The organism is Tumebacillus algifaecis (assembly GCF_002243515.1).
Lineage (GTDB): Bacteria > Bacillota > Bacilli > Tumebacillales > Tumebacillaceae > Tumebacillus_A > Tumebacillus_A algifaecis.
The window spans coordinates 452,160-479,064 of the sequence record NZ_CP022657.1; the positions used below are offsets into that span (position 1 = coordinate 452,160).

The 26,905-nt window shown below is 50.9% G+C and carries 27 protein-coding genes; 24 read left to right on the forward strand and 3 right to left on the reverse strand.

Annotated elements, in window-relative coordinates:
* The first annotated feature begins 57 nt into the window (after window positions 1-57).
* The 8 genes from pstC to CIG75_RS02285 all read left to right on the forward strand — a co-directional run bounded on the left by pstC (window position 58) and on the right by CIG75_RS02285 (window position 8,770).
* Complete coding sequence (gene pstC, locus CIG75_RS02250; protein ID WP_094235172.1) at window positions 58-957, forward strand: phosphate ABC transporter permease subunit PstC; 900 nt, start codon at window positions 58-60, stop codon at window positions 955-957.
* Complete coding sequence (gene pstA, locus CIG75_RS02255) at window positions 958-1,812, forward strand: phosphate ABC transporter permease PstA (RefSeq protein WP_094235173.1); 855 nt, start codon at window positions 958-960, stop codon at window positions 1,810-1,812. It begins immediately after the preceding gene.
* A gap of 19 nt (window positions 1,813-1,831) precedes the next feature.
* Entirely contained in the window at window positions 1,832-2,611 is a 780-nt protein-coding gene (pstB, locus tag CIG75_RS02260) for a phosphate ABC transporter ATP-binding protein PstB (protein WP_094235174.1), read from the forward strand.
* Between the two features lie 42 nt (window positions 2,612-2,653).
* On the forward strand, window positions 2,654-3,313 hold the full coding sequence (phoU, locus tag CIG75_RS02265; protein ID WP_094235175.1) for a phosphate signaling complex protein PhoU: 660 nt from the start codon (window positions 2,654-2,656) through the stop codon (window positions 3,311-3,313).
* Between the two features lie 73 nt (window positions 3,314-3,386).
* Window positions 3,387-5,621, forward strand: coding sequence for an SF1B family DNA helicase RecD2 (gene recD2 / locus CIG75_RS02270; protein WP_094235176.1), 2,235 nt, complete (start codon window positions 3,387-3,389; stop codon window positions 5,619-5,621).
* Window positions 5,622-5,633: 12 nt separating this feature from the next.
* On the forward strand, window positions 5,634-6,326 hold the full coding sequence (locus tag CIG75_RS02275; protein ID WP_094235177.1) for a response regulator transcription factor: 693 nt from the start codon (window positions 5,634-5,636) through the stop codon (window positions 6,324-6,326).
* Entirely contained in the window at window positions 6,326-8,128 is a 1,803-nt protein-coding gene (gene pnpS, locus CIG75_RS02280) for a two-component system histidine kinase PnpS (protein ID WP_094235178.1), read from the forward strand. Before CIG75_RS02275 ends, pnpS begins: the two co-directional genes overlap by 1 nt.
* A 72-nt stretch (window positions 8,129-8,200) precedes the next feature.
* Window positions 8,201-8,770 (forward strand): DUF5655 domain-containing protein, encoded by a 570-nt coding sequence (locus CIG75_RS02285; RefSeq protein ID WP_094235179.1) that lies wholly within the window; start codon window positions 8,201-8,203, stop codon window positions 8,768-8,770.
* 1,563 nt (window positions 8,771-10,333) lie between these two features.
* Here the strand turns inward: CIG75_RS02285 and CIG75_RS20550 are convergent.
* The 3 genes from CIG75_RS20550 to CIG75_RS02290 form a co-directional block, all read right to left on the reverse strand.
* On the reverse strand, window positions 10,334-10,498 hold the full coding sequence (locus CIG75_RS20550) for a hypothetical protein (protein WP_157729339.1): 165 nt from the start codon (window positions 10,496-10,498) through the stop codon (window positions 10,334-10,336).
* Window positions 10,499-10,540: 42 nt separating this feature from the next.
* Complete coding sequence (locus CIG75_RS21375) at window positions 10,541-10,666, reverse strand: hypothetical protein (protein WP_265415058.1); 126 nt, start codon at window positions 10,664-10,666, stop codon at window positions 10,541-10,543.
* 278 nt (window positions 10,667-10,944) lie between these two features.
* Window positions 10,945-12,003, reverse strand: coding sequence for a hypothetical protein (locus tag CIG75_RS02290; RefSeq protein ID WP_094235180.1), 1,059 nt, complete (start codon window positions 12,001-12,003; stop codon window positions 10,945-10,947).
* A 189-nt stretch (window positions 12,004-12,192) separates the two neighbouring features.
* Between CIG75_RS02290 and CIG75_RS02295 the strand changes: the two genes are divergently transcribed.
* The 16 genes from CIG75_RS02295 (at window position 12,193) to CIG75_RS02375 (ending at window position 26,705) form a co-directional block, all read left to right on the forward strand.
* Window positions 12,193-12,546 (forward strand): hypothetical protein, encoded by a 354-nt coding sequence (locus tag CIG75_RS02295; protein WP_157729340.1) that lies wholly within the window; start codon window positions 12,193-12,195, stop codon window positions 12,544-12,546.
* An 813-nt stretch (window positions 12,547-13,359) separates the two neighbouring features.
* The gene (locus CIG75_RS02300) at window positions 13,360-14,688 is read left to right on the forward strand and encodes a tetratricopeptide repeat protein (RefSeq protein WP_172844392.1); all 1,329 of its coding nucleotides are present in this window, start codon (window positions 13,360-13,362) and stop codon (window positions 14,686-14,688) included.
* The gene (locus CIG75_RS02305; protein WP_094235183.1) at window positions 14,688-14,891 is read left to right on the forward strand and encodes a hypothetical protein; all 204 of its coding nucleotides are present in this window, start codon (window positions 14,688-14,690) and stop codon (window positions 14,889-14,891) included. Before CIG75_RS02300 ends, CIG75_RS02305 begins: the two co-directional genes overlap by 1 nt.
* Before the next feature lie 306 nt (window positions 14,892-15,197).
* Complete coding sequence (locus CIG75_RS02310; RefSeq protein WP_172844393.1) at window positions 15,198-16,490, forward strand: helix-turn-helix domain-containing protein; 1,293 nt, start codon at window positions 15,198-15,200, stop codon at window positions 16,488-16,490.
* A 1,240-nt stretch (window positions 16,491-17,730) separates the two neighbouring features.
* Complete coding sequence (locus CIG75_RS02315) at window positions 17,731-17,922, forward strand: hypothetical protein (protein WP_157729341.1); 192 nt, start codon at window positions 17,731-17,733, stop codon at window positions 17,920-17,922.
* 952 nt (window positions 17,923-18,874) lie between these two features.
* The gene (locus CIG75_RS02325) at window positions 18,875-19,717 is read left to right on the forward strand and encodes a DegV family protein (RefSeq protein ID WP_094235187.1); all 843 of its coding nucleotides are present in this window, start codon (window positions 18,875-18,877) and stop codon (window positions 19,715-19,717) included.
* 35 nt (window positions 19,718-19,752) lie between these two features.
* Complete coding sequence (locus tag CIG75_RS02330; protein ID WP_227874330.1) at window positions 19,753-20,430, forward strand: ComFC family protein; 678 nt, start codon at window positions 19,753-19,755, stop codon at window positions 20,428-20,430.
* A 142-nt stretch (window positions 20,431-20,572) separates the two neighbouring features.
* Complete coding sequence (locus CIG75_RS02335) at window positions 20,573-20,971, forward strand: TIGR03826 family flagellar region protein (protein ID WP_157729343.1); 399 nt, start codon at window positions 20,573-20,575, stop codon at window positions 20,969-20,971.
* Between the two features lie 134 nt (window positions 20,972-21,105).
* Window positions 21,106-21,372: a flagellar biosynthesis anti-sigma factor FlgM gene (flgM, locus tag CIG75_RS02340; protein WP_094235190.1), complete on the forward strand. Its 267-nt coding sequence runs from the start codon at window positions 21,106-21,108 to the stop codon at window positions 21,370-21,372.
* Between the two features lie 21 nt (window positions 21,373-21,393).
* Complete coding sequence (locus CIG75_RS02345; RefSeq protein WP_094235191.1) at window positions 21,394-21,894, forward strand: flagellar protein FlgN; 501 nt, start codon at window positions 21,394-21,396, stop codon at window positions 21,892-21,894.
* 12 nt (window positions 21,895-21,906) lie between these two features.
* Window positions 21,907-23,454: a flagellar hook-associated protein FlgK gene (flgK, locus tag CIG75_RS02350; RefSeq protein WP_094235192.1), complete on the forward strand. Its 1,548-nt coding sequence runs from the start codon at window positions 21,907-21,909 to the stop codon at window positions 23,452-23,454.
* Window positions 23,455-23,483: 29 nt separating this feature from the next.
* On the forward strand, window positions 23,484-24,374 hold the full coding sequence (gene flgL, locus CIG75_RS02355; RefSeq protein WP_094235193.1) for a flagellar hook-associated protein FlgL: 891 nt from the start codon (window positions 23,484-23,486) through the stop codon (window positions 24,372-24,374).
* A gap of 14 nt (window positions 24,375-24,388) precedes the next feature.
* Window positions 24,389-24,949: a DUF6470 family protein gene (locus CIG75_RS02360; protein ID WP_094235194.1), complete on the forward strand. Its 561-nt coding sequence runs from the start codon at window positions 24,389-24,391 to the stop codon at window positions 24,947-24,949.
* Between the two features lie 30 nt (window positions 24,950-24,979).
* Window positions 24,980-25,384 carry a flagellar assembly protein FliW gene (gene fliW, locus CIG75_RS02365; RefSeq protein ID WP_094235195.1) on the forward strand — a complete coding sequence of 135 codons (405 nt, stop codon included), beginning with the start codon at window positions 24,980-24,982 and terminating at the stop codon, window positions 25,382-25,384.
* Window positions 25,385-25,397: 13 nt separating this feature from the next.
* A complete protein-coding gene (gene csrA, locus CIG75_RS02370; protein ID WP_094235196.1) occupies window positions 25,398-25,637 on the forward strand; it encodes a carbon storage regulator CsrA in 240 nt (79 codons plus the stop codon).
* A gap of 222 nt (window positions 25,638-25,859) precedes the next feature.
* On the forward strand, window positions 25,860-26,705 hold the full coding sequence (locus tag CIG75_RS02375; protein ID WP_094235197.1) for a flagellin N-terminal helical domain-containing protein: 846 nt from the start codon (window positions 25,860-25,862) through the stop codon (window positions 26,703-26,705).
* Window positions 26,706-26,905 lie beyond the last annotated feature (200 nt).

The window sequence follows — 26,905 nt, forward strand, 5'->3', positions numbered from 1 at the left end:
AATATTGCACGAATTATTAGTTAAAAACGGAAGATTGCGTGAGGTGGGGGGTTCCTGATGGCTGAAAAAGGTTCGGTCGGCAACTTGAACATGATGCGCCGCCGCACAGACCGCATGATGAATTGGCTGTTTGTGGGGAGTGCGATTTTCGTATCGCTGATCATTTTTGGGATTATTGTTTTTGTGGGCAATCAGGGATTGCGAACGTTTGCCGACCCAGAAGCGGGAATTGCTGAATTTTTCTTCAGCACAAACTGGACGCCGTCAGAAGGTGAGTACGGAGCGGCAGGGTTTATTCTCGGTTCGTTTCTCGTCACAGGCTTAGCGCTTCTGCTCGCCGTTCCGGTAGCGGTCGGCGGTGCGGTGTTCATGGCGAAAATCGCGCCAAACTGGATGCGCGAGATCATGCGTCCGGCAGCCGACCTGTTTGTCGGGATTCCGTCTGTCGTCTACGGCTTGATCGGTCTGTTGATCTTCGTGCCGTGGTTTTCCAAAATGTTCCCCGGACAGCCGGGCTTTGGCGTGGGGCCGGCGGCGGTGATTCTGGCGATCATGATTCTGCCGACGATCCTGTCCGTTTCGGAAGACGCGCTGCGCACGTTGCCGCGCGCGCTCGAAGAAGCGTCCTATGCGCTTGGCGCCACGCGCTGGCAGACGATTTGGAAGGTGTTGATTCCGGCTGCGATGCCGGGAATCTTGACCGGGGTGATCCTCGGGATGGGACGTGCGATCGGGGAAGCGATGGCGGTGCAGATGGTCATCGGGAACGCGCCGGTGCTGCCCAAAGGTCTCGGGGAACCGACGTCCGTATTGACGACGCAGATCGTCAAAGAGATGGCTTCGATCTTCGGAACGACGGTCAACAACTCGCTGTTCCTGATGTCACTGATCCTGCTGCTCGTCTCCTTGTCGCTGATCCTGATCATCCGCATCGTGGCTCGCAGGAGGGAAGTCTAGATGAACAACAAACTGACAGATAAGCTGGCGACCGGATTATTCTGGGCGATCGGGCTCTTGATTCTTTCGGTTCTCGCATGGTTTCTTTGGTACATTCTTTCGGCGGGCGTGCCGCATCTGACGCTAGACTTCATCTTTGGGAAACCGGAAGATGTCAAAGCGGGTGGCGGTGTCGGCCCGATGCTGTTCAACTCTTTTTACATTCTGTTCTTGTCGCTCTTGTTCTCGCTTCCGTTTGGGATCGGAGCGGGCATCTGGTTGGCCGAGTATGCGAAGAAAAATTGGCTGACCGATCTGGTGCGCTTGTCCACCGAAATGCTTGCCTCCGTTCCTTCGATTGTATTTGGTCTGTTCGGGGCCTTGCTGTTCGTCACCTATTTTGGACTGGGCTTTACGATCTTGGGCGGTGCGCTGACGCTCTCGCTGCTCAATCTTCCGGTGTTGGTGCGCGTGACCGAAGAAACGCTGCGCGCGGTGCCCGACTCCTACCGCGAAGCCAGTCTGGCGCTGGGCTCGACCAAGTGGCAGATGATTCGCAAGGTGTTGATTCCGTCCGCACTGCCAGGTCTGGTCACCGGGATTACGCTGGTGGCAGGACGGGCGCTGGGGGAATCGGCGATCCTGATCTTTACGGCGGGCGTGTCGGTGTCGCGATTTGCACCCGACTTCGACCTGATGGCATCGGGAGCCACCCTTTCCGTCCAGCTGTGGTACATCCGCTCGGAAGCGTTGGTGCCCGATGCGATGGATATTGCTGAAGGGACGGCCGCACTTTTGGTCGTCGTCGTGTTGGCGTTAAACTTGTTGATTGCCTTACCGAGCCGTTATCTGCAACGCAAAGCTGCCGGGAAGTGAGCATAGGGGAGGAAATTCGATGAAACATGCAAATCCTGTCGCGTCCAAAGAGAAACTCCGCGTAGAAGGTGTTGACCTGTTTTACGGCGACAACCAAGCGCTGTTCGAGATCAACCTATCCGTTCCGGAAGGCTCGATCACCGCATTTATCGGCCCGTCGGGCTGCGGCAAATCGACACTGTTGCGCACGCTGAACCGCATGAATGACCTGATTGGTGGCGTCAAAATCACGGGTCAGGTGCTGGTGGACGGAGAAAATATTTACGGTGCGGATACGGACGTCGTCAACCTGCGCAAAAATGTCGGGATGGTCTTCCAGCGTCCGAACCCGTTTCAGATGTCGATTTACGACAATATCGCGTACGGCCCGCGGATTCACGGTATTCGCCGCAAAAAGGAGCTCGATGAGATCGTCGAGCGCTCGTTGCGTCAAGCCGCGCTGTGGGATGAGGCAAAAGACCGTTTGAACAAATCGGCGCTAGGACTCTCTGGCGGTCAGCAACAGCGCCTGTGCATCGCCCGCCTGCTTGCTGTCGAACCGAAAGTGTTGCTGATGGACGAACCGACTTCTGCACTCGACCCGATTTCGACCTTGAAGGTGGAAGAGCTGACCCAAGAGTTGAAGGAGAAGTACACGATCATCATCGTCACGCACAACATGCAGCAGGCGGCTCGCATCTCCGACACGACCGCATTCTTCCTAAATGGTGTGATGGTTGAACATGGTGAAACTGACAAGCTGTTTACCACTCCGGGCGACAAGCGCACGGAAGACTATATCACCGGTCGTTTCGGATAAGAAACGGTACGGACGAACTTGCCAAAGGAGGCGTCGTGCAGCATGGATAACAGAAAAGGGTTTCATCAATCGCTTGAGGAACTGCAGCGAGACCTGTTGCGAATGGGTGTGATGGTGGAAGAAGCGATTTTTCTGGCTGTCAAATCGCTGGCCAAACTCGATGGTGTGATCGCTCAACAGGTGATCGCAGGCGATGAGGCTGTCAATGAGATGATGGTGGATATCGAGTCATCCTGCCTGCGCTTGCTCGCTTTGCAACAGCCGATGGCATCCGACCTGCGCGTGATCGGCACGGCGATGAAGATCGTCACCGACTTGGAGCGCATCGGGGATCATGCGGTGGACATCGCGAAGACGACGCTTCGACTGGAGGGCGAGCAACTGCTCAAGCCGCTGGTCGATACGCCGCGCATGGCCGACATGACCAAAGACATGCTGCGCGACGCGCTGAACGCCTACGTGAAAAAAGACCTCGAGATCGCGCGTGGGCTGGAGCAAAAAGATGATGCGGTCGATAAGCTGTTCAAGCAGATCTTCCTCGAGCTGGAGGAGTTGATGAAGTCCGATCCGACCCATGTACATCAGGCCATCCTGTTGCTCTTGGTCTGCCGGATGCTGGAGCGCATCGCCGATCATGCGACCAACATCGGCGAGTGGGTCATCTACATGCTGACCGGAGAACGCCAAGAGTTAAACCACTAACGCTTGCAGGACACCTCTTGCTTGGCCGCGAATCTCTTTGCAGAGGTAAGGGACGGAGAGAAGGTGTTGGCCCATGCGTTTGCTCCCGGAAGAGCGTGTGACTCTTGAAGGCAAATTGAAGAAAATTACGTATCACAATGAAGAAAATGGCTATACTGTCGCTACGTTGCAGACCGGGAAAAAAGACAGTGCGACGGTAGTTGGCACGATGTTTGGCCCCCAGGAAGGCGACAACGTGCGGGTGACAGGCAAGTGGAGCCGTCATGAAAAATGGGGTCCGCAGTTGGTGATCGAAGACTTCGAGCGGGTGCTACCCGTCACGGCGGAGGCGATCTTATCTTTTCTCAGCTCCGGCACGATCAAAGGTCTCGGCCCCAAGACGGCAAAGAAGCTGGTCGAGCAGTTTGGGGAGAAGACGCTTCAGGTGATCGAAAGCGAACCGGAGCGCCTGCAGATGATCGAAGGCATCGGACAGAAAAAGGCGGAAGGGATCGCGCAAGGACTTCGCGAGCAGTTGGGCGTGCAGTCGGTGATGGTCTACTTGGGCAGTCGCGGCATCACGCCGAGCATCGCGGCCAAAATTTACAAGCGCTATGGAGCGGAGGCGGTCGATGTCCTGCGCTCCAATCCCTATCGGCTGGTCGATGAGGTGCGTGGCATCGGGTTTAAGACGGCCGACAAGTTGGCTTTGCAACTCGGGTTGCCACCCGATTCGCCGAGCCGACTTCGCGCCGCCTTGAAGCATGTGTTGCGCCAAGGAGCGGATGAAGGTCATGTCTTTCTGCCAGAGAGCGAAGTGCTCGGCAAGGCGGAGGGGCTTTTGGGCAGCCAGACGCGCGACCAACTCCCCATGATCTTGCAGGGGCTGGCCGCAGAGCGGACAGGTGGCGTGATCATCGAACCTGCCGCCGACAATCGGGTCTATCTGGCCGGCTTCTATTTTGCCGAACTGAAATCGGCCGAAAAGATTCGGGTGCTGATGAATGGCGGCGTGCAGTTCACAGATGAGGCGACGGACGAAAACGAGATGGAATCGCTGATCGAAACTGTGGAAGCGGAACAGCACATGGAACTAGCACAGTTGCAGCGGCAAGCGGTGGCGGCGGTGCTTCGCGAGCGGCTCGTGATCATCACAGGCGGGCCAGGCACAGGCAAGACGACCACGGTGAAAGCGATGATCGCAGCGCTGGAGCGGCAAGGTGTGACGCCGACCTTGGCCGCTCCGACCGGACGTGCGGCGAAACGGATGACGGAGAGCACGGGGGTGGAGGCGAAGACCTTGCACCGCCTGCTCGAATATGCGATGGTCGAAGGAGAAGGCTTACGCTTCCAGCGGGATGAGGACAATCCGCTAGAAGGCGCGGTCTTTATCATCGACGAGGCTTCGATGATCGACCAACTGCTTTTTTTCCAACTGCTACGAGCGTTGCCTTCGGGGGCGCGGCTGGTGTTGTGCGGTGATATTGACCAACTGCCAAGTGTCGGAGCGGGCCGCGTGTTGCAGGATTTGATCGAATCGGGCGTGGTGACGGTCGTGCGGTTGCAGACGATCTTCCGACAAGCGGAGGAGAGCCTGATCGTCAAAAATGCGCACAGGATCAATCACGGACTTTTGCCTGAGGTGACGAAAGAAGGAGATTTCTTTTTTCTGGAAGAAGGGCGTCCCGATGCGTTGCTCGCACTGGTGCTCGATTTGGCGGCTCGACGACTGCCGAGCTATCTGAAAGCAGACCCGGTCGAGGACATTCAGGTGCTGGTGCCGATGCGGCGTGGTGCGGTCGGCGTGGAAGCGCTCAACGAGGCGTTGCAGACGGTGCTCAATCCTCCCGCGCAAGGCAAAGCCGAGTGGCAACAAGGCGGACGGCTGTTTCGCGTCGGGGATAAAGTGATGCAGACGAAGAACAACTATAACAAAGAGGTCTTCAACGGCGACGTAGGGCGCGTCGCGGCGCTCGATGCGGAGGAAGGCGAGCTTGTGGTCGCCTATGCAGACGACAACGAGCCGCGTCTCGTAACCTACGCGCCGAACGAACTGGATGAACTGTCACTCGCCTATGCAGTGACAGTTCATAAGAGCCAAGGGAGCGAATATCCCTGCGTGATCCTGCCTGTGGTCACCCAGCATCGGGTGATGCTACAGCGGAATTTGCTCTACACGGGCGTGACGCGAGCGAAAAAGCTGGTCGTGCTCGTCGGTACCAAATCGGCTGTGCAACTCGCTGTGCGCAGTCAGGACGGTCAGCGGCGCCATACATGGCTTGCGGAGCGGATCAGAAGTGTAGAAGAGGGGCCTGAGGCCACTATTTAGCGGAGGTGTGCGATGACGCGTGTACTGGTCGTAGAGGATGAAGAATCGATTTCGAAACTGGTGGAGTACAATTTGCAGCAGGCAGGTTTTGAGGTGCTGACGGCCGATTCGGGGACGCGCGCTTTGGAGATCATGGCCGAGACGCCGCGTCCCGACCTGATGGTGCTGGATTTGATGTTGCCAGGCATCGGCGGGATGGAGCTCTGCCAGCGACTGCGCAAAGAGGGCATCACCACACCGATCATCATGCTGACAGCAAAAGATGACGAGGTCGATCGCATTCTTGGCCTGGAGATGGGTGCTGACGACTATGTGACGAAGCCCTTTTCGCCGCGTGAACTGGTCGCGCGGGTGAAAGCGGTCTTGCGCCGGGCCAGCGATGATGGAAGCTCGGAGGAAGGCGTCTTCAATTGTGGCGAAGTGATCGTCGATATCAATCGCTATGAGGTGTCGGTGCGCGGCGAACGCGTCGATCTGACGCCGCGCGAGTTTGAACTGCTCCACTTTCTCGCCAAGCACATGGGCCGCGTGATGAGTCGCGATCAGTTGCTCGACAAGGTCTGGGGCTATGAGTTTGCAGGCGATACGCGCATCGTTGACGTGCATATCTCGCATCTGCGCGACAAGTTGGAACGCGACCCGAAACAGCCGGAGTATATCAAAACGGTGCGCGGCGTCGGTTACAAACTCGTCCGAGGTGAGTGATGATTCGGGGCATCCGCTGGCGGATTGTGCTGACCTACATGGTGCTGATCGTGCTCGCCCTGTCGATTTTTGGGGTGTACATGTTGCAGTTTATCGAGAAGCTGTACATGGACAATCTGCAAACGCATCTCAAAGAGGAGACCGCTCTGCTCGCGACCTGGGTCGCTCCGCAACTGGAGACGTACGAGGAGCCAGGACAAAAAGAAGACGTGCATGAAATGATTCGTCGCACCGGGATGGCCGTATCGGCAAGGGTGACGCTGCTCGATTTGCGAGGCGATGTCATGCTCGACACGCTGGGCGATGAGGAGACGCGGAAAAACCAGTCCGACTACCCCGAGGTCGCCGCGGCTGTGGACGGCAGTGTCGGGATGCATGTGCGCAAAGTTAGTTACTCGGCGTACAACGTCCTGCACATGGCGGTGCCGGTATATGGCGATCACGGTCAGACGGCCGTTTTGCGGATGGCGGTGCCGATGAAAGGCGCGCACGAAACGTTGCAAGAGCTGTGGGGGCGGATCGGCATTTCGCTGTTGATCGTCGCGGCGGTGGCCAGTCTGTTCGGACTGCGCTTTGCGCACGGAATTGCCGCGCCGATCGAAGCGATCACGAAAAGCACACGTAAGATCGCCGCGGGCGCCTTTGACGAGCGAATTCATCAGCGCGGGCGCGATGAACTGCGGGTGATGGCCGATTCGATCAACGCGATGGCCGCTCGTTTGTCCGAGCAGATCGAAGATTTGACGCAGCAAAAGGGCAAGCTGGAAGGAATCCTGAAGCACTTGGTCTCCGGCGTGATCGTCGTTGACCGCTCGGGACGGGTGACGCTGGTCAACCAAGCGGTGGAGCGGATGATCGGCTATCGAGCGGATGAGCTTTTACAAAAGTGGCACTGGGAAGCGGGCTATAATTTTGGCTTGTCAGCCTTGATCGACGAGGCGATTCTGGTCGGGACGGCGCAAATGAAGGAAATCGCGTTGCACCGCCCGATGGAGCGAACGGTCGAAGTGCATATCACGCCGATCTTTTCGAACAACGGGCGGATCGCAGGGGCGGTCGTGTTGATGCATGACGTGTCGGAGTGGCGGCGCTTGGAGCGGATGAGAAGCGAGTTTGTCGCCAACGTGTCGCATGAGTTGCGAACGCCGATCACGGCGGTCAAAGGCTTCTCGGAGACACTGCTCGACGGTGCGCTCCACGACCCGACCCTCACGCGGCAGTTTTTGCAGATCATTCATGACGAGTCGGAACGGCTGAAGCGACTGGTCAACGACCTGCTGGAGCTGTCCAAGATCGAGTCGGGCCATACGGTGTTTCGATTTGAGCCGATCGACCTCGTGCAACTGGTCAAGCGCACGGTGGAGCGCTACCGCCATGAGACGGAAGCACAAGGTCTGACCTTGGAACTCGACGTGCCTGCTGAACGGCTGACCGTGGAGGCTGATGCAGACCGCGTGGCACAAGTGCTGATCAATCTGTTGGGCAATGCGATCGCCTACACGCCTACGGGCGGCAAGGTTCGAGTTTCGGTGACCGAACGGGAGCAGGACGTGGTGCTGAAGGTGAGCGACACGGGAATCGGGATTCCGGAAGAGGACATCTCGCGTCTGTTCGAGCGCTTCTACCGTGTGGACAAAGCGCGCGCGCGGAGGTCGGGCGGCACAGGGCTTGGCCTGGCCATCGTCAAGCATATCCTCGAAAGCCACCACGGGCATGTGGACGTGAGGAGCGAAGTGGGCAAAGGCAGTGAGTTTACGATCACGTTGCCGAAGCAACAAAAAGGAGAGGAGACAGCACTGTAAATGGGTGCTGTTTTTTCCTGTGTAAAAGCGGTATGCTGAAGGAAGCAGAAATCGCAAGGGAGAGTTGAGCGAATGACATCTGTACAAAATATGGAACAAAAAATGATCGCCAGCATGCAAAAGCGGACCGGACGCACGCTGGAAGAGTGGATGGAAAAAGCTCGACGCGACGGCATTCCCGATGGAAAAGGACGATTGAAATGGCTGAAGGAGATGTACGGGCTGGGGCAGAGCACCGCGTATGTGATCTTGAACCATTTGGACGGAACCAGCTTGAGCAGCATCTACTCCGACGGGGACAAACTGGTCGCGGACCAATTCCAAGGGGAGAACGCCGAGCTGCGCGCGCTGTACGATTTCGTGAAAGCGGAGATCGAAGAACTGGGCGATGGTGTTTCAGCCCGCCCCTGCAAAACGTACGTCCCGTTTTATAAGAAGCGACAGTTTGCGATCGTCAAACCGTATCGCGGAAAGCTTCATGTCGGACTCGCCCTCCCTGACGCAGTATCCTCCGAACGCTTGGAGTCGGCGAAGGGGCTCGGTTTTACCGACCGTGTAAAATTGAAATTTTCCTTAGAAAAGCCAGAAGAGCTCGATGCGGAGTTGCGCGCCTTGCTGCAACTGGCCTATGAATCGAATTAGCAGCACGGGTGGCTGGTAGCCGCTCGACGAACTATCTTACTGGAGACGAACCATCTTTTTAGTGGTGTTACCAGATGAATTTAGCTATTCTTTCCAAAGGTGGTATGCGGTATACTGAGAAGGGAAAGAATAAATTCAAGAAAACCCCAGTTTCGAGGATACCCCCCTGTTTTGAAGCAAAAAGTCGATCCTCGAAAAAAAGCGAGATGCAGTCCGAATCAAAGAGCGCGTGAACCCTTGCTACGCCTCACTTTTTCGATGCCCGATTCGATCGGTAACAATGGCAGACCCGTTAGATAGGGGACTGAAAGCTGTAAGATACACCTTAAATCACTCCCGGTTCCGTTTGTAACAATGGCAGACCCGTTATATAGGGGACTGAAAGAAGTCAAAATACGTTCTTCCTACTTGTTCATGACTAGGTAACAATGGCAGACCCGTAATATAGGGGACTGAAAGATCTGAAAGCACTCGTTGCGACCGCCTGCGTATGCAGTAACAATGCCAGACCCGTTAAGTAGGGGACTGAAAGTTTCTCGCTCACTTCGTTTCCCTCCCCTCAGACCAGCGTAACAATGTCAGACCCGTTAAGTAAGGGACTGGAAGGCCGATGACGGTCAAAGCACCTGAAATTACCCCGCCAAGTAACAATGGTAGACCCGATAAGTAGGGGACTGAAAGAACACAGTCGCGAATGTAGCAGCAAGCTTTTTTAGTGAGTAACAATAGCAGACCCGTTATATAGGGGACTGAAAGATCACTATCATGTGCTACAAAATCATGTTCACCTCCTCATAACAATGGCAGACCCGTTTTATAGGAGTCTGAAAGGTCGGTGAAGAAAAGTCCGGCAATGGCGGAAAATCTTCAGTAACAATGGCAGACCCGTTGGATAGGGGACTGAAAGATGCAGGTTTGTAAATTGTTGCTACAATGGACACAGCGTAACAATGGCAGACCCGTTATATAGGGGACTGAAAGTTCTCGGCCTTAGACACTGGATCAGCACGAGCGAGCAGTAACAAAGGCAGACCTGTTAAGTAGGGGACTTGTCGAAGTCTTAGTGCTGGTGATTTGGAGCTTCACCTTCTTTCGAAACGCTTTTTTTGAAGCGTGCTCAGACGAAAAATTGGTCGCAATAGAATAAGTAAAAGGAAGCCCTGAAGCTGGGCTTCCTTTTTTGCTTTCTCCGTAGCTCTTCGTGTTTGGAAAGCATATGTTTTCGAATGCAGGGTCTAACTCCAAAATCGATTTAAAGATAATAATATTCACGAGAGATGGATCATGCTCCGCACAGTCGTGGTCAAGGTGAGAGCAGACGGACATAGTGTCCAGCAGTAATAAGTATAAAAACGATCAAAATTTGCGCTGTATTAGATTTTTAGATTCAAGCCTGACAAGTAAACACCCTCGATTCTAAAACTCAAAACAGGGCTAATGCGAAGATTTGAGTGGGGAGAGATTGGCGTACTTGTTTGTGCCCGCTCATGATGCTCTTCCAAATGAACTGGATATTTCACGGTAAATAGAAAAGTGCATCAAAGTGATGCTCTCAGCGTGTAGTTATCCTCTTTTTGCAGTCCCTAAAGGTTCTCCGTTCCTGTCTGCAGCGATGTTGATACTTCTGAGTGGTTCGCCGTTACGATCTGATGCGCTTTCGATTGAGTAGAATTGAGAAAGCGCAAAAACAGAGGAACAAACCAACAAAGTGGCTAGCACCTTTTTCATTTACGTGCCCTCCTTAGAAAGCTCATCTAACAATTTACTACGTTAGGATACTTTGATGATGCCAAACGGTGAGGGTGGCAAATCTTGCGCCGTGTGAGAGTCGTTCGCAAAGTATCCAATCGACAAAGCAAGAATAGCGATCACAGCGTAAAGCGAAATCCTTTTCATTACAAGTCCTCCTCAAACAAAATGTTGCGATTCTGCAAGCATGATCCTTTCGCAATCCTTGAAGAAACAGCACGAGCAATATTCCCTGATGGATGCCGTAAGAGGAAAGCAAAATCGGGAACGTAAACTTGCAATCTAAACAGAGTACTTCTCTCCTTATTGTTGGGCAAAGGAGCTTTTACTTGGAAAACAAAGAGTTAGCAGAGGGGGCTATGAATGTTTTATGTCGATACGCGGTCAAATCAAAAGAGCCGCATACTCGCGGCCCTTACTATTATTTACGGTTGTTTGACCGAGATAACGTGATCGAACCATAAAGTATTCCATGCTAACCATACATTTACAGGGGTGGTGTCCCATGTATCATGCACAACTACGTTATAGTGATACTTAAAATCATCAGTTGAGTAATATGATTCATAGCCAACTCCAGTCATCGCGTGATCTTTATAAGTCGGATGGCTCACGGTCGTCACCCAGTCAGGTCGAGAGTTGGTCATCTCTGTTACATGTGAGCCGAAATTAGAATAGTGATCTGTGATTGTCGGATAGTATCCTCTGAGATTCCAGTATTGTTTCATACCGGAAATCATATTATATACAGTTGTTCCCCCCTCCGAATTAGTGTTCATGTACATAGCAAGATACTCGATTATGGTGTTTGGTTGGGTTGTATCTTGGACGAGATTCGGATATCCGTTGTTATCCCAATACTTCACAATGTTGGCACCAGATGTCGGTGCACATCCTTTATACCATTGATAATCAGGAATACCTGTAAGAGTCTTTGATTTATACTCTGTAATTGCTTCAGGAGTAATCTGGGAAGCTGAGAGCCTATTCACATTTTCCTTTGCAAGAGGCCCTTTCGACTTAAGTGTGTTTTTCTGGATCTTTTTCTTTAGATGGAGGTCTTCGAAGTGAGCATCGCCCACTTTTTTATAGTGCATCAGAGGTCCAACGTAAATGGCATCCTTCCCGTTAATTCCCACATAGGGGGTTGTGCCGGTTCGAGTAGACTCGATTACGCCGGAGGTTTGTGAGTATGCACTCACGATCATATAACCGCTGGGTCTATCGTTTACTGTGAGGGGAAAAAGGTAAGCAGATACATTCCCATCAAAGTCATACAGCACTTTACCCTCTTGAATCACTGCACTATCCCAGTCATCGGTATCAGCGTGTTGTTTTTGAAGGTCCAGATATTCACTAGCTTGCTTTTGTGCTGTTGTGATCGAAACAACCGGGCTATCGGGGGTGGATGCAAAGATAGGAGTAGTGACTCCCGCCATCAAAAATGTACAAGCGACAAGACCTGCAAAAATGTTCTGTTTCATGAGAAATTCCCCTCTCGTTTAAAAATAAAAATCGTATAAGATATGTAACAAATCTCTGCATGATGTTATATTACAACTATAAATAGATGATTGTCTACGTTAAATTATCCATTTTTTATCTTTATTGTGAAACATCCCCTGCGTTCAAACCGTCAAATATTGTAGGTACTTTTCCAATAAGGAGGACTGATGATGATTTTGTTAAAGAAAAACATAATTTTCCTTGTATTAGCTCTTTGTTGTTTAGGTGTTATTTTGAGTGTGATTCTCAATAACGACTCGTCAAATGCCGAACAAAATGAAATCAAAGGCCCTTCAGTAACTCGTGATGTAGCTGTTCAAACAGCCAAAGATTTTTTTCAGCTTATCGAGGTAGAGAAGGTCGAACTTAGGCATCTCACAACGGAAGAATTAAAGCAAATGCCAATGGAGGCAAAAGATAAGACACCTATTTACTATATTGTTAAAGGTAAAGATCAAACAGGCTCGAAAGTTACAGTCTACGTCTCTTCAGATAACGAAAACCATCATTTTAAAAATTGAGTGTTTTATAATAGCGCGACTTTGAATTTTAGAGTTTTAAAGAATTGCCTCGCAGATTGGCTAATAGCCTAACAGTAGAGACCTTAGGGTGGCGATTATTAAAATGCAGCGAGCTTCTACGTGACATTTCCTCGGTTGCTAACGAAATCGTCCACTGTGGCGGGCCGAATCATAATCGGGTGAGTGGAGGGGCTTCGGCTTCCCCACTTATTTTTTGCATTGGTTAGGATTGACAGGGAGTGGATCGGAACCGTAACTATTCCAAGAGGGAGAGTATTTTCGAAGTGCTAATTACCGTCTGAAGGGCTTTTTCCTAAAGCGAAGCCCCCCTGGAGACGGAGAAGAACGAGTTCACGGGAGGTATTCTAAATGATGTTTCGGGCGGGCCCGCGGGTCGAGGAGGTCAGCCACTTGAAGCTGACGAATATAGACTTCCGCTAAAATTAAATGAGGTGAAAGAGGAGTTGATGTGTCACGACACCGTGCAGACGACGATGCGGTACGTGGAACCGTCTCAGGATGGCGATTGATGTTGTCAGGTGAATTGTCCGACCCGCGTCACACGATACAATGGAAAAACGCCGTCAGGTCTCTTCATCGCAAGGTTTTTCGCTTGCGAGAAGTTTTGGGAAGCCAACAAAATGTTACATTCTGACATGCTGATATATTGGCGTGTTTTTTTGCATGCGGATGAGGAACAGGATGACACAGGTTTCTTTTTAATAATGGAATCCTTTTATTTATTGTATTATATAAGTAACGAATATGATAATATTACTGTTGTGAGACAATAGATAAAGGGTGGTGGTCAAATTGAATCACTCATATAAGGATATAGGACAAAGGGTAAAGGCATATAGATTAAACCGTGGTTTTTCGCAGGACGAATTGGCAGAAGGTATCTGCTCGCGTCAAACGATCAGTTTTCTGGAAAATGGTCAGCATCTGCCTTCTACTGAGTTCATGAAGAAAATCGCAGCAAAGCTAGGTATTTCATTACATGAGATCATGGTTGACCAAGTAAATAATTTGGGTGCGAAAGTGCAACTCGACATCATCAAAGTTTACATCGAAACCGCTGACTACGTGAATGCGTATCCTTTGATCGAGGAATGTGAATGTCGTGATGACCTGCTTGAATACCAGCGGCGTGAGCTTGTTTTGTGTCGGGCTGAGTGCTTGATCCGGACAGGGAAGGCTGAAGAAGCGATCAAACTTCTCACTGATCAACAACAACGATTTGAAATGGAACGTGAGGCTGACGACCATTTCATGGCGACCCTGTATGATAAGTTGGGAACAGCGTACTATTTCTTGCCAAACATGACAAATGCCCACGCACATTATTTGAGAGCGTACCAACTGACTTTGAGATTCGCCGAGATTGATCTAACCGCTGCACGAATCGCATACAACCTAGGGATGGCGTGCAGACAATTGAATCGTAATTCTGATGCAATTGAGTTCCTGTCGAAGGCAGAGGCTTTTTTCAAAAACGCTTCCGACATAAAGCGGTTGAGTCATACATTCTTCGAGTTAGGTATTGCTTATGCAATGAAACACGAATATGAGCAGGCGGACAGATGCATACAGGAGTCGTTAGCAATATATAGGTCGTTAAATGCTGTAAGTACGGCAAGATTAGCACGACAAGTTCATGCTCTAGCGGTGCTTTCGCAAACTCAGCCTGATGTTGCGTTAAAAGAGTTACAGGTTTGTGCATCTGAATATGAAAAGGTTGGGGATATTGTTCGATGTATTTTCACCAATGCCCATCTTGCAAATATATTGATCAATCAAAAGAAGATTTCAGCAGCAAAAGGCTATCTCGATAATGCTCTAAGTCGATTATTTGATCACGACGCAGAGAGCGACCCAAGATTAGTGTACGCGTATCAAGTGAATGCAAAATATCTTCTTGAAGTCAATGATTTTGAGAAGTGTGTTGAATATTCGTTTAAATCCTCAGAACTTTTTGATAGAATGGGACTTGAAAGAGATGCGGCTGACTCCTTGAGCTTATCTGCAAAGGCATACCATGGGCAAGGTAAAATTGATCAAGCCTATGAAATTTCTCAACGGGTAAATGAAAAGTTATGTCGCTTGCAAGATCAATTCTCGAAAAGACTGGAGGTGTATTAATGACAAAAATATGGAACCGCGTATGTATCATTGCGATTTTTATTTTAGGTTTATTTTTAGTTGGGACGCTGGGCGTAAATACAAATTTTTCCGCTTATATAGAAGGCCCCGGTCCGATGAGTAGTAAAAAAGTTTCATACGAACCTGGCCCCGGTCCGATGAGCATCGAGTATGTTGCATATATTGAAGGGGAGGCCAGATGATTCAAAAAGTCTAAACTATATTTGTAGAAACCTTCGGGAAACCGAGGTTTTTTTTGTTATCAGCGATTGGTCTCTCCCACTGAGTAGGACTTCCCCCATCTCTTATTCTTATCGAATCACGTCAATATTCTATTCTACGAGTATTATTACCTTAGATCCGCTAATAAATGTGATTCATCTCTAGTGTTCTTTTTTGTTCCTTAGCATTCTCTATTCTAATAAAATAAATCATGCAACGGAAATGGATATTTCAAACTGAAGTTCGTTTACCTTACGAAATATCGACTAAGAAAGGTGATGAGTGAATTGGATACTTCGCTTTCCCTCGGACAACGAATCCGTGAACTACGATTTAGTAAGGGAATGACTCAGATCGAACTGGCTAAGGGTCTTTGCACCCCGTCCATGGTGTCCCAGGTCGAATCAGATCGAGCACGTCCGTCTTATAAAGTTTTGGTGTCCATAGCAGCACGACTCGACGTTCCGCTTGAGCATCTCTTAAATGGGGTGAGCTTCGACTTGGAGAATTCAAGCAAATACAAATTGGCAAAGAGCATGGTTCAAGCGAAAGAATACAAAACTGCGATTCCGCTGTTGGATGATCTCCTTGATTGTATGGCGTATCGAATACCAAAAGAAAGCCTGCTACTAGAACTTGTGCTTTGTCATCTTGAGTTGAGGAACATTGTGGAAGCGGAAAGTAAACTGAACCAGTTGTATCAACTCGCCAACAACAGTCAAAATGATCGTTTGCTTGCTGTCGTATTGCTTCAATTAGGAAAACTTGCTGCTTTAAAATGCGATTACCCAATTGCACTTTTCCATACGAATCGCGCTTGGGAAGAGCTTCAAACAATAGAGGAGATTGACACAGATCTTCAAGCAAAGGTTACCATGCAGTTGGCTTCACTCCATGAGAGGGTCGGAAAGGTAGCAGAGGCGGGAAAGTTTTACGAAAGGGCGTTGTTGTTGCACCAACACAATGCTGAAGAGCGAGGGAAGACATATCTACGTTTGGCAGAGGTCTATGATCGGCAAAAGAAGTATGAGCAAGCACAAGAATATGCAATGAAGGCAACTGTACTTTTGGAGGAACAATCTACGAATGAACACAGACAGGAAATGCAACGCCGATTGTTTATGCTTCAACGTGATTCGAGCGATTGGAACAAGTCCGTTCCAATACTTTTGTCCATAGCGGAACAGTATGAGCAAAATGGAAAGAAACAGAAAGCGGGTGAAGTTTACGCCGACCTTGCACTGAGTTGTTTGGAAAATGACGAGTATGACGAAGCATGGGCATTTGCTGAAAAAGCGAGAATGGCGCTACCTGATACGGATTCTACGATGGGGAAAGTTCACCGCGTTCTATCATTTGTCTATTCTCGCCGCGAAGATGAGAAAAAAGGGAAGAGGCATCTCGAGAACGCAGTCAAGATTTTTGAGCAACACGGCAAAATTGCGGAGCTTGAAGCTGTTACATTACACATGTGCCGATATCTGAGCGATAAAGGGGAGCACCGGGAAGCATTTGAGAGGATGGAAGCGTTTCACTACTACTTGATCAAACAGTTAGAACAGCGTGGAATTGTGCTGTGAAAGTAAAGCTGATGACTCCCTACGAAAGACATAATTGGGAGTGCTATTCTCGAACGAAAATACGAATAAGTAACTTGGAAGGTTGCCTGTTTATCCATAAGAAAGATCATGATCGTTGGTACTTTCGTGGTCATCGAGTGCAAGCACAAAATTTTTATCAGGCCATGTCCAAATTTGAAGAGAGAATTTTCGGCGTGGAGGGTTTAGCTGACGGTGCTTTATGGGAACGAGAAGGCGCAATGGTCGGTGTAAACGGAAAATGGGGTATTTGTACAAGAGCAAGACGCGGCAAGGAATTTGGATGTGGTGCGGGTACGAGTTCGAAGCGGAGACGGAAAAAGAGGCGAAGTTGCATCTGGAAGGTTTGGATGGATAGGGATTATCTACGGCGACCTTAGTTGGTCGTCTTTTTGTTGAGAACATACCGATCCGGCGTAATGATAAAATTTTTGTTAGATGTAGCTCCTCTAAAAAATCCTGCTTTCCTGATTGTTTTGAAACGTCGTCCGAATGTCTCGTGATTCTGTTACAAGATAAACTTAGCTATTTTATCCAAGGAAAGAATACCTTATACTAATAAGGGAAACAATAAAAGCAACAAAGTAACTTTTCGAGGATACCCCCCTGTTTTGAAACAAAAAGTCGATCCTCGAAAAAAAGCAGGACTGAGCCCGAATCAAAGAGCGCGTGAAGCCTTGCAACGCCTCGCTTTTTCTATGACTGATTCGGTCGGTAACAACGGCAGACCCGTTATATAGGGGACTGAAAGTTTAGCTTATTTGTCTTCTTGAGATAATAATACTACAGTAACAACGGCAGACCCGTTATATAGGGGACTGAAAGAGACCATCGTGCAGCGCCACTGACGCGGATCGCACGGGTAACAACGGCAGACCCGTTATATAGGGGACTGAAAGAAAGCAACAGAACTTTTCCTCATCATGGCAGAACGGGGTAACAATGGCAGACCCGTTATATAGGGGACTGAAAGAGGACGCCGTTGTCATGGATTGGTTATACATTTCCGCGTAACAACGGCAGACCCGTTATATAGGGGACTGAAAGAAAGCAACAGAACTTTTCCTCATCATGGCAGAACGGGGTAACAATGGCAGATCCGTTAGATAGGGGACTGAAAGGAAGCGAATAACCTCATTTTAATGTTGACGCAGGAAAATTCCTTTTTATGGTGAATTCCCTATATTGTACCGCTATGGAATTATTCTTTGAGGTTATTGTCTTGAAAAAAACAGTTCTAATTCTCTCGTTAGCTGCTGCTTTGGTTGTTGCGGGTGATGCAGGAACAAGTGTTGATGCTTCGGATCGCACTTCTCAGAATTCAGTCTCTTCGATGAATACCAAGAAATCAACCAAACGGGTCACTCAATTTCCGTCCAATCAACTTGAAGAATTCGCTCAAAAAATGGATTGACACCACCTGTCCCTGAAGCCACTCTTGCATCAGTCACACTTTCCATCGATCCATCTGCAATTGCTCAGACTGGGCAAGTAAACCCATCGGAGTGTCTTTTGTTCAGTGGGTACAATGACCTGCTGGAATGACAAAAAACCCATCTTGGAAAATATAGGTTTTTTATAAGGGGAATTGACTTTGACAAGAAGAGGTATAGGTTTTGGATTCTGTCTAATCGCCGCTATTCTCATCGCTACCAAGTATCTTAGTGCGGCTATTTACAGTACAAGTTCTTCAAGCTCAGAACATGGCTCAGATGCATTTCAGTTTTGGTTGGATAGCGTCGATCACTCTCTGACTCTTTTAAGCGTTTCGGCTCTATTGATAGGCATTGCATACATTATCTGGGCAGAATGGATTGATCGAAAGCAAAAGATTTGAGAGCCAGCGTATCCCCGATCCTCATAGTTGGGCTCAAAGACATTTGGTCTGAGCTTGCTGATCGGGGTGATGTTGTTGATGCAGATGACGAAAATGCCAATCTGGTACACGTCAACGGAACGCCCGGTTGCAAGTGTCCAACCTGTAATTCGGAGCTTACAGACACGATCTATAAATGGCACAGTGGCATACGGAAGTATGTTGCAATTGTGAAATGGCTGAAAGACCGGTCAGATGATCGGTCTTTTTTTGTTTGGTATCGGTATAGAATTTTGGCTGAAAAATTAGGAAAACGGAGTGCTTATCAGAAGGGCAAGTGTCTCTACGTGCCCGGATTAGAGTCAGAACGTTAGGAAGACTGTGGGTCTGTAACAACGGCAGGCCCATTATATAGGAAACTGATATGGCTGTCTGTCAGGCAGCTCCTTTCTTTTTTGTGGAACGCATTGGACGATTGAATAATAATAATGTAAGATAGAATAGAATATAGAAATCAGAATTTATCCTCAACTTTCTCAGGAGGTTCATAATGAGCAAAATTGCGATTGTGACCGACAGTACGGCATATCTACCGACCGACACGATTCATAAATATGGCATCACCGTGGTGCCGCTGATGGTAAACTTTGGGCAGGAGAGCTTCAAGGAAGGCGTGGATTTCACGGCCGATCAGTTCTTTGCCCGTTTAGCGACTGAGAAGAATCTGCCGACCACGTCGCAGCCGTCTGTGGGCGAGATGGTACAAGCTTATGAGCGCCTGCTGGAAACGCATGATGCGGTCATCGGCATCTTCATCTCTTCCCAGCTGTCCGGTACAGCCCATTCGGCTGAGACCGCCGCGCGCATGGTCGAAGGCGACATCACCGTCATCGACTCCAAAATCACCGCTTCCGGTCAAGCGCGCCTCGTGCTGACCGCCTGTGAGATGATCGAACAGGGTCAAGATAAAGAAGCGATTGTGGCCAAACTGAACTCGATGGTCGAGACGATCAAGGCGTATTTTATCGTCGATTCCCTCGAGCATCTTCATCGCGGTGGCCGCGTATCGGGCGCGTCCGCGCTGATCGGCTCCCTGTTGCAAGTCAAACCGATCCTCCACGTTGAAGATGGCAAACTGGAACTGTTCGAAAAGGTTCGCACGCGCAAGAAGTCGCTCGCACGCATCACCGACCTGGTCAAGGAAAAGCGTGACTCGACCAAGCATCTGACCTTGACCATCGTCTACACCGACAACCCGGCTGACGCAGCGGAAGTGACGGAGCAGGCCAAAGCGAGTTTCCCCGATGCGACGATCACGACAGCACAGCTCGGCCCGGTCATCGGCACACACGTCGGCCCTGGCTTGCTCGGCTTCATTTTTGACCAGCAGTGAGCAACGGGGGATTCTGGGACGCGCTCCTGAATCTCGTGTATCCCAAGCGGCCGCAATGTCTGCTTTGTGAGCAGCCGTTTATCGATGAACAAGAGGCGGTTTGTGCCCCCTGCACCTTGCAAATGCGGGTGGGCATTCCGCCTTTTTGCCGTATTTGTGGACGCGAGATGCCGGAGCCTGACCTGTGTTCAGACTGCTCGTGGCGCAAAGAGCGCTTTTTTCATCGCGCTGTCTCTTTCGGGCCTTACGAGGGGCGGTTGCGCGATGCGATTTTGAAATTGAAAGAAGAACGCAAGCTCGGCCTGTTGCCTCTGCTCGTCAACTGCTTGACCGAAGCGTACGCCTCCCACCTGTTCGACATTCAGATCGACAGTCTGGTCGCAGTCCCGATGGCTGCCGACAAGGAGCGCGTTCGCGGCTTCAACCAAGCGGAGCGTTTGGCCCAAGGCTTGAGCGCACGCGTCGGCCTGCCTGTCGTCGAAGCCCTGCTCTGGCACGGGGCCTCGCGCTCCCAAGTATCGCGAGGGCGGTCGATGCGCCTCGCCTCGATGGAGAACTCGGTCGCGCTGGCCCCGGCGGCGGGCGAACTGGCTGGCAGGACGGTCTGCCTGATCGACGACGTCTACACCACCGGCGCTACGGTCAATGCCTGCGCCAAAAAGTTGCACAGTGCTGGCGTTCGCGCGGTGTACGTGCTGACCGTCGCCCGCTGACAACCGCGCACAACCTCCCTGAAACTAGGGAGGTTTTTTGCACGGGGGAGCGGATTGTCACAAGTAGGAAAATAGGATTATGGAACCTGTCTATCGTGTTTGCTATAATAAGTAAGTAATGGGTGAGGGAGGGTCGCTAACAATGGGACTTGCGAACTGTAAAAATTGCGGAAAATTGTACAATCAACAAACGCACGAAGATATTTGTCCACAGTGTCGGCAGGAGGAAGAGCGCACGTTTTACACGGTGCGTGATTACTTGCGGGAAAATCGCCGATCTACCATCTATGAGCTCAGCGATGCGACTGAGGTGGCGGTGTCTTTGATCATCAAGTGGATTCGCGAGGGGCGCATTTCGACTTCTGATCATCCGGAACTTGCGTATCCGTGTGAAAGCTGTGGCGCTCCGACGCAGGAAGGGCGCTATTGCAAACCGTGTAAAGATCGCTTGCAAAAAGGGTTCGAACAGAGCAAACAAGATCTGATCGAACACCGGGACGATCACTCCAGAAACGCTTATTACCATAGACGCAATAATTAGCAATCGTAAGCATGAGCGAGAAAGAACGTGCTCATTTTGCTTGATCGCATGAGAAGATACTTATGAAAACCGCATTTTTGACCGATACATGGAGTATCCATTGTGTCGGTTTTTTATTTGTGAGGTGAAGCAGGATGAAAATCAACGATACGGCTCATATCTTCCGTCTTCAGGCCTACCAGAGCGCAGAGCGTGCCCGCGAGGAAAAAGGAGTGGGCCAGGCGAGCGGCGCACGTGATGGTGTGTCGATCTCGTCGGAGGCGCTTGAAATGTCGCGCGAGGAAGACTCGGCGCTTCGATCTGAGCGCTTCGAAGCGGTGAAAGAGTCGGTCCAAAACGGTACGTATCAAGTTGACCTGCAAAAAGTAGCGGCGAAACTATACGAATCTTTCATGAGATAAACGGAGTAAAGGGAGTGCAGCATGAACGATCTGACACCAGTTGTGGCTGTGATCAAGCAGATGGTGACCGCTTATCAGGAACTGTTGAAAATTCAGGAACACAAGCGCGACACGCTGATCGCAGGCAACGTTGACTCATTGCCCGACCTCGTGCAGGAGGAACTGAAAGCTGTCTCCACCACGCAAAAGTTGGAGAGCGAGCGTCTCGCCGCCCTGCAAGCCGTGTTCGGCACCGATGTTCGCGCCGAGGACTGGACGTTGGAAAAGCTACAAAGCGTCGCCAACCCTGTGCACCGCCTGCAGATCCGCGCCGTGGGCGAAACGCTCCAGCAGACCGTTCGTCAGGTGCAGGCACTTCATGACCTCAACAGAAAATTGGTGGGACAGTCACTGCAATACGTTCAGAACACGCTCGATCTCTTGAGCGGTGAAAATACAATGATGACCCCGACGTACGGACGTCAGGATGCGTCTTCTCAGGGAGACGGCAGCCCGCGCCGCATGTTCGATTCTAAAGTGTGAGGAGTCGTTTCGATGCGATCAACATTTTTCGGATTGGAAATTGCCAAGCGGTCCCTGTTCACTGAGCAGGCCGCATTAAATACGACCGGGCACAACATTGCGAACTCCAACACGCCGGGCTACTCTCGCCAGGTGGTCAACCGCGTACAAACCCCGTCGATGGAATATCCCCACTTAAACAAACCGGCAGGCCCAGGCCAAGTCGGAACCGGTGTTGAAATCACGCAGATCTATCGCGTCCGCGAGCAGTTTCTCGATTCGCAGTACCGCAACGAGAGCAAGACGTATGGCGAATGGACGAGCCGTTCCGACATCTTGGGAAAAGTGGAAGCGATCATCAACGAGCCGTCGAGCAGCGGCATCCGCACCGTAATCAACGAGCTCTGGACTTCGTTTCAGGACCTGTCGAAAACGTCCACGCCCGATGCGGCGATCGCAGCGCGCAAGATCGTTGCGCAGCGTGCCGTCGCCGTGGCGGAAGCGTTCAACCACCAGTCGCAGCAGTTGAACGAACTGGATGCAGACATCACCGAGAGCATCCAGATCAAAGTCAAAACGGTCAATGCCAAACTCGAAGAGATCCAGTCGATCAACGTCCGGATCAAAGAGCTGAGCGTGCTCGGCGATATTCCGAACGACCTGCTCGACCAACGCGACCTGCTCGTCGATCAGATCTCTCGTCTGGTCGATGTGAAAGTCACCGAAGCGAACAGCATGTACTCGCTGACGATCGGCGGCAACGTCGTGATCGACGCTAACAACGCCGTGACCACGCTCAGCGAGACTAACCCGGTCGTCACTGGCGGCGAGATCAAAGGTTTGATCGATGCGAAGAACATCGATGTGGCCAACTACAAAAATCAACTGGACCTGCTCGCCCAAACGCTGGCGACCGGGGAAGTGAAGATGAAGCTCGAAAACGACTACACCATTCCTAACGGTGTGTCGGTGCGCGGCGCAGACGGGACGGTCTACAACGCAGGCATCGTCTTGCCGAAGGGGACGGAGATTCTCGTCAACGGCCTGAACGGTTTGCACGAGCTGGGCTACACGATGAACAGCCCGCTTGAGACGGGCCAAGCATTTTTCGTCAGCACGGGCGGCTCGATCACGGCTGGCAGCATCCGACTCAATCCGGACATGCTGACCAACCCGGCGAACATCGCGTCGTCGATGAGCATGTACAACGATGGCACGATCGACCGCGTCGTGCAAGGGGACAACTCGCTGGCGCTCATGATGTCCAACCTCGGCAATGCGCTGATGACGTTCACCGACGCCAGTGGCACGGTCAATACGACGCTCGAAGGCTACTTCCGCGGCATCGTGGCTGAGATCGGGGTCAGATCGGAGACGGCGCAAAGCAACCAGTACAACGCCTACGTGATCGCAAGTCAGATCGACAGCCGCCGCATGTCGGTGAGCGGTGTGTCGCTCGATGAAGAGATGGCGAACATGATGATGTTCCAAAAGGCATATGCTGCTGCAGCTCGCGCGCTGACAACGATGGATGAAGCGCTCGACGTCGTGATTAACAGAATGGGCCTGGTAGGCCGATAAGCATAGCTAAGTAGAAGGGAGGATACGAAATGCGCATCACAGGACAGATGATGACTCAAAAGCTGATCGGCAACATACAGAACAACATGACCCGCATGGAAAAATGGCAGCGCGACCTCGCGACGGGCAAAAAGATCCACAGCCCTTCCGATGATCCGGTTGGCACTTCCTACGCGCTTCGGTATCGCAGTGAGTTGGCGCAAAATGATCAATTCACGAAAAATGTTGACTCGGCAAACTCTTGGGTGCAGTACACTGACAAGATGCTCGATTCGGCCACGCAAGTGTTGCAGCGTGCACGGGAACTGGCGGTGGCCGGGGCCAACGACACGCAGGATGTCTCGGCGAAACGGGCGATCGCAGACGAAATCGATCAGCTGTACAAGCAGATGGTGGCGATCGGGAACTCGCAGTTCAATGGCGCCTATGTCTTCAATGGGATGCTCACCGATCAAAAACCCTATGAGGAAGCGAATGCAGAGTTGGCGACTCCCCACGCCGGCGTGTTCCGCTACGAGATCGGCCCAGGCACGATGCTCGATGTGAACACGTTGGGCCGGGACGCATTCGGTACGTCGCCCTCCTCAGATAATGCGTTTCAAGCGCTCAAGGATTTGCGCGATGCACTGATCAACGACAGCCAACCGGGTGTGGCAAATGGAATCTCGCAAGTGAACAACCGCATCAATGAAATCCTCGAGATTCGCGCGGGGATCGGTGCGCGCATGAACCGTCTGGATCTTGCGGAAAATCGTTTGACCGACATCGACCTCAATTTGCAAACCTTGCAGACAAAAGTAGAAGACACCGACATGGCTGAGACGATCACAAAATTTAAGATCGCAGAAGACGTGTACCGCGCTTCGCTCAACACAGGTGCACACATCATCCAGCCCAGTCTGATCGATTTCTTGCGCTAGTGAGGTGAGTGCATATGGTGCGCTTGGAGTTTTACTCCATTCCCGCTCGACATGAGATCAACATCAAGCGGCCGCAGATGGACATGCATCCAGATCGAGCACCGCTTGAGTTGGATGTCAAGGATGCCAAATTGGAACTGCTGCGGGCTGCGCAGGTGAAGATCGACATCGACACCTCGCAGATGCGGGCCGATATCGGCTACAAACCGGTGGTGCAGTTCGTCTCCGATGCGGCAGACAAAGGTCGGCAAGACTGGCTCAGCGGTGTGGATCGCATCGTCAGTGAAGGCAATCAGATATCGCGCTACGACCAAGGCACGCGCGTTGGGCATCTGGCCGATCAGCGTTTGCAGCGGGACGAAGTGTCGATCAATATCAAGCCTGTATCCGCACCTGTGTTCAACGTGGAGATCACCCCGCGACAATCGGAGTTTACACCCGGTCATGTGCGTGTAAACTATAAGCAGTGGTCGGTCAACACCGAGCACGAATGGGGTACGGTGACAGGTCGGATGATTCAGTATCCCGATCTTGTGTTCTCATTGAAAGGCAACTTATACGACACCCAGGTGTAAACCTTGGGTGTTTTTTCACAGGGGGACGTCATGAGCATAGGACAGTTGGAAAGCGTGAAGACAACCGTTATGTTTCCGGAAGGTATTCCAGGCTTTGAAAGCGTTCGCGTTTGCTCGATCGAACGAATGGAGGAGGGACCCTTCTATCTCTTGGAAGAGGAAGCGGGCGATCTATCGCTCGTCCTGGTCGATCCAGAAGCTTTTTTTCATGACTATCGATTGACGGTCAAACCGGACGAACTGAACGTGATCGGGTTGTGCGATGAAACGCAGGCCAAGGTGCTCGTCATCGCCACGTTGGCTGAGCGACCGGAGGACATCCGCGTCAATTTGAAAGCCCCGATCATCCTCAACAAACAAAACGCCCAAGCCTGCCAGATCATCGACACGCACGGCACGTATGAAACGCGCGTACCGCTGTTTGTGGGCGAATAGGAGGCGAGAGACCATGCTTGTTTTATCACGCAAAGCGGGGGAGAGCATCCGCATCGGCGATGAGGTGACCGTGACGGTGCTCGAGGTGAAAGGCGATCAGATCCGCTTGGGAATCGAAGCGCCGAAACATGTGAAAGTGCACCGTCAGGAAGTGTATGCGGAGATCATGGACCTGAACCGCCAAGCGGCGATGGCAAAGGCAGACCGCACACAGCTCAGTTCGCTGTTAAAATCGCTGTCCAAGCAAAAGTGAGCACTTCTCGGGCTGACCTGCATAGGTCAGTCTTTTTATTTTTTATCACATTGAGTTCTAATCGCGTGATTGAGTAAGATAATGGAATCTAGTGACGAAAAATAGCGAAATATAGCCAACTTTGGAGATTCATAGATTCAAAAGTGGTGCCGATAATAAGAATTGTAACGGGATGGCACGGATGCCTTCCTAGTACTTCTTATCATCAAGGAGGATGAAATCATGCGTATTCAAAACAACCTGTCCGCACTGTTCGCTCAGAACAAACTGTCTTCTAACAACACCAACCTGTCCAAATCTCTGGAAAAGCTGTCTTCCGGCTACCGCATTAACCGTGCGGGCGACGATGCAGCAGGCCTGGCAATCTCCGAAAAGATGCGCGGCCAAATCTCCGGTTTGAACATGGCAGTTAAAAACTCCCAAGACGGCATCTCGCTGATCCAAACTGCAGAGGGCGCGCTCAACGAAACGCACTCCATCCTGCAACGTATGCGTGAACTGTCCGTTCAATCGGTCAACGATACCAACACCAAGTCCGACCGCGAGAAAATCACCGACGAGTTGCTGCAACTGCGTTCCGAAATCGACCGCATCGCATCGACCACCGAGTTCAACGGTCAAAAACTGCTGAACGGTTCTTTCGCTGCTAAAACTTTCCAAATCGGTGCAAACCAAGGTCAAACGATCTCCCTGACCATCGGCAACACCAACGCAGCAACTTTGGCTCCGAGCATCACTGCTGCAACCATCGGTTCGATGGCAGCTGGTTCCGGTGGCAACCAAGTAACTGCATCTTCCAACATGATCACTGCTGTTGATAACGCGATCGAGTCGGTTAACAAAGAGCGCTCGAAACTGGGTGCTGTACAAAACCGTCTGGAGCACACCATCAACAACCTGCAAGCAGCAGCAGAAAACCTGACCGCTGCAGAATCCCGTATCCGCGACGTAGATATGGCTTCTGAAATGGTTAAATTCACCAAGAACCAAATCCTCACCCAAGCAGGCACTTCGATGCTTGCACAAGCAAACCAAGCTCCGCAAGGCGTTCTGTCCCTGCTCCGTTAATTCGTACAGGGTGACAACGGCTGACCTGCAAAGGTCGGCCGTTTTTTTATTCAGCGAATTGATTCGGCAAATTGATTCTGTAAGTTGATTCATAGAATTGAATCTATGGTTTGATTCTATGATCTGGAGTATCATACGTATGAATATGCTAGCTAGTAGAAGGTAATGACGAATTTTAGCGAAATATTGCTAAATACGTA

Excerpts from the sequence above, each read along its gene's own strand:
- pstC (WP_094235172.1), top strand. The coding sequence starts at position 58 with ATGGCTGAAAAAGGTTCGGTCGGCAACTTGAACATGATGCGCCGCCGC.
- pstA (WP_094235173.1), top strand. The coding sequence starts at position 958 with ATGAACAACAAACTGACAGATAAGCTGGCGACCGGATTATTCTGGGCG.
- pstB (WP_094235174.1), top strand. The coding sequence starts at position 1,832 with ATGAAACATGCAAATCCTGTCGCGTCCAAAGAGAAACTCCGCGTAGAA.
- phoU (WP_094235175.1), top strand. The coding sequence starts at position 2,654 with ATGGATAACAGAAAAGGGTTTCATCAATCGCTTGAGGAACTGCAGCGA.
- recD2 (WP_094235176.1), top strand. The coding sequence starts at position 3,387 with ATGCGTTTGCTCCCGGAAGAGCGTGTGACTCTTGAAGGCAAATTGAAG.
- CIG75_RS02275 (WP_094235177.1), top strand. The coding sequence starts at position 5,634 with ATGACGCGTGTACTGGTCGTAGAGGATGAAGAATCGATTTCGAAACTG.
- pnpS (WP_094235178.1), top strand. The coding sequence starts at position 6,326 with ATGATTCGGGGCATCCGCTGGCGGATTGTGCTGACCTACATGGTGCTG.
- CIG75_RS02285 (WP_094235179.1), top strand. The coding sequence starts at position 8,201 with ATGACATCTGTACAAAATATGGAACAAAAAATGATCGCCAGCATGCAA.
- CIG75_RS20550 (WP_157729339.1), bottom strand. The coding sequence starts at position 10,498 with ATGAAAAAGGTGCTAGCCACTTTGTTGGTTTGTTCCTCTGTTTTTGCG.
- CIG75_RS21375 (WP_265415058.1), bottom strand. The coding sequence starts at position 10,666 with ATGAAAAGGATTTCGCTTTACGCTGTGATCGCTATTCTTGCTTTGTCG.
- CIG75_RS02290 (WP_094235180.1), bottom strand. The coding sequence starts at position 12,003 with ATGAAACAGAACATTTTTGCAGGTCTTGTCGCTTGTACATTTTTGATG.
- CIG75_RS02295 (WP_157729340.1), top strand. The coding sequence starts at position 12,193 with ATGATGATTTTGTTAAAGAAAAACATAATTTTCCTTGTATTAGCTCTT.
- CIG75_RS02305 (WP_094235183.1), top strand. The coding sequence starts at position 14,688 with ATGACAAAAATATGGAACCGCGTATGTATCATTGCGATTTTTATTTTA.
- CIG75_RS02325 (WP_094235187.1), top strand. The coding sequence starts at position 18,875 with ATGAGCAAAATTGCGATTGTGACCGACAGTACGGCATATCTACCGACC.
- CIG75_RS02335 (WP_157729343.1), top strand. The coding sequence starts at position 20,573 with ATGGGACTTGCGAACTGTAAAAATTGCGGAAAATTGTACAATCAACAA.
- flgM (WP_094235190.1), top strand. The coding sequence starts at position 21,106 with ATGAAAATCAACGATACGGCTCATATCTTCCGTCTTCAGGCCTACCAG.
- CIG75_RS02345 (WP_094235191.1), top strand. The coding sequence starts at position 21,394 with ATGAACGATCTGACACCAGTTGTGGCTGTGATCAAGCAGATGGTGACC.
- flgK (WP_094235192.1), top strand. The coding sequence starts at position 21,907 with ATGCGATCAACATTTTTCGGATTGGAAATTGCCAAGCGGTCCCTGTTC.
- flgL (WP_094235193.1), top strand. The coding sequence starts at position 23,484 with ATGCGCATCACAGGACAGATGATGACTCAAAAGCTGATCGGCAACATA.
- CIG75_RS02360 (WP_094235194.1), top strand. The coding sequence starts at position 24,389 with ATGGTGCGCTTGGAGTTTTACTCCATTCCCGCTCGACATGAGATCAAC.
- fliW (WP_094235195.1), top strand. The coding sequence starts at position 24,980 with ATGAGCATAGGACAGTTGGAAAGCGTGAAGACAACCGTTATGTTTCCG.
- csrA (WP_094235196.1), top strand. The coding sequence starts at position 25,398 with ATGCTTGTTTTATCACGCAAAGCGGGGGAGAGCATCCGCATCGGCGAT.
- CIG75_RS02375 (WP_094235197.1), top strand. The coding sequence starts at position 25,860 with ATGCGTATTCAAAACAACCTGTCCGCACTGTTCGCTCAGAACAAACTG.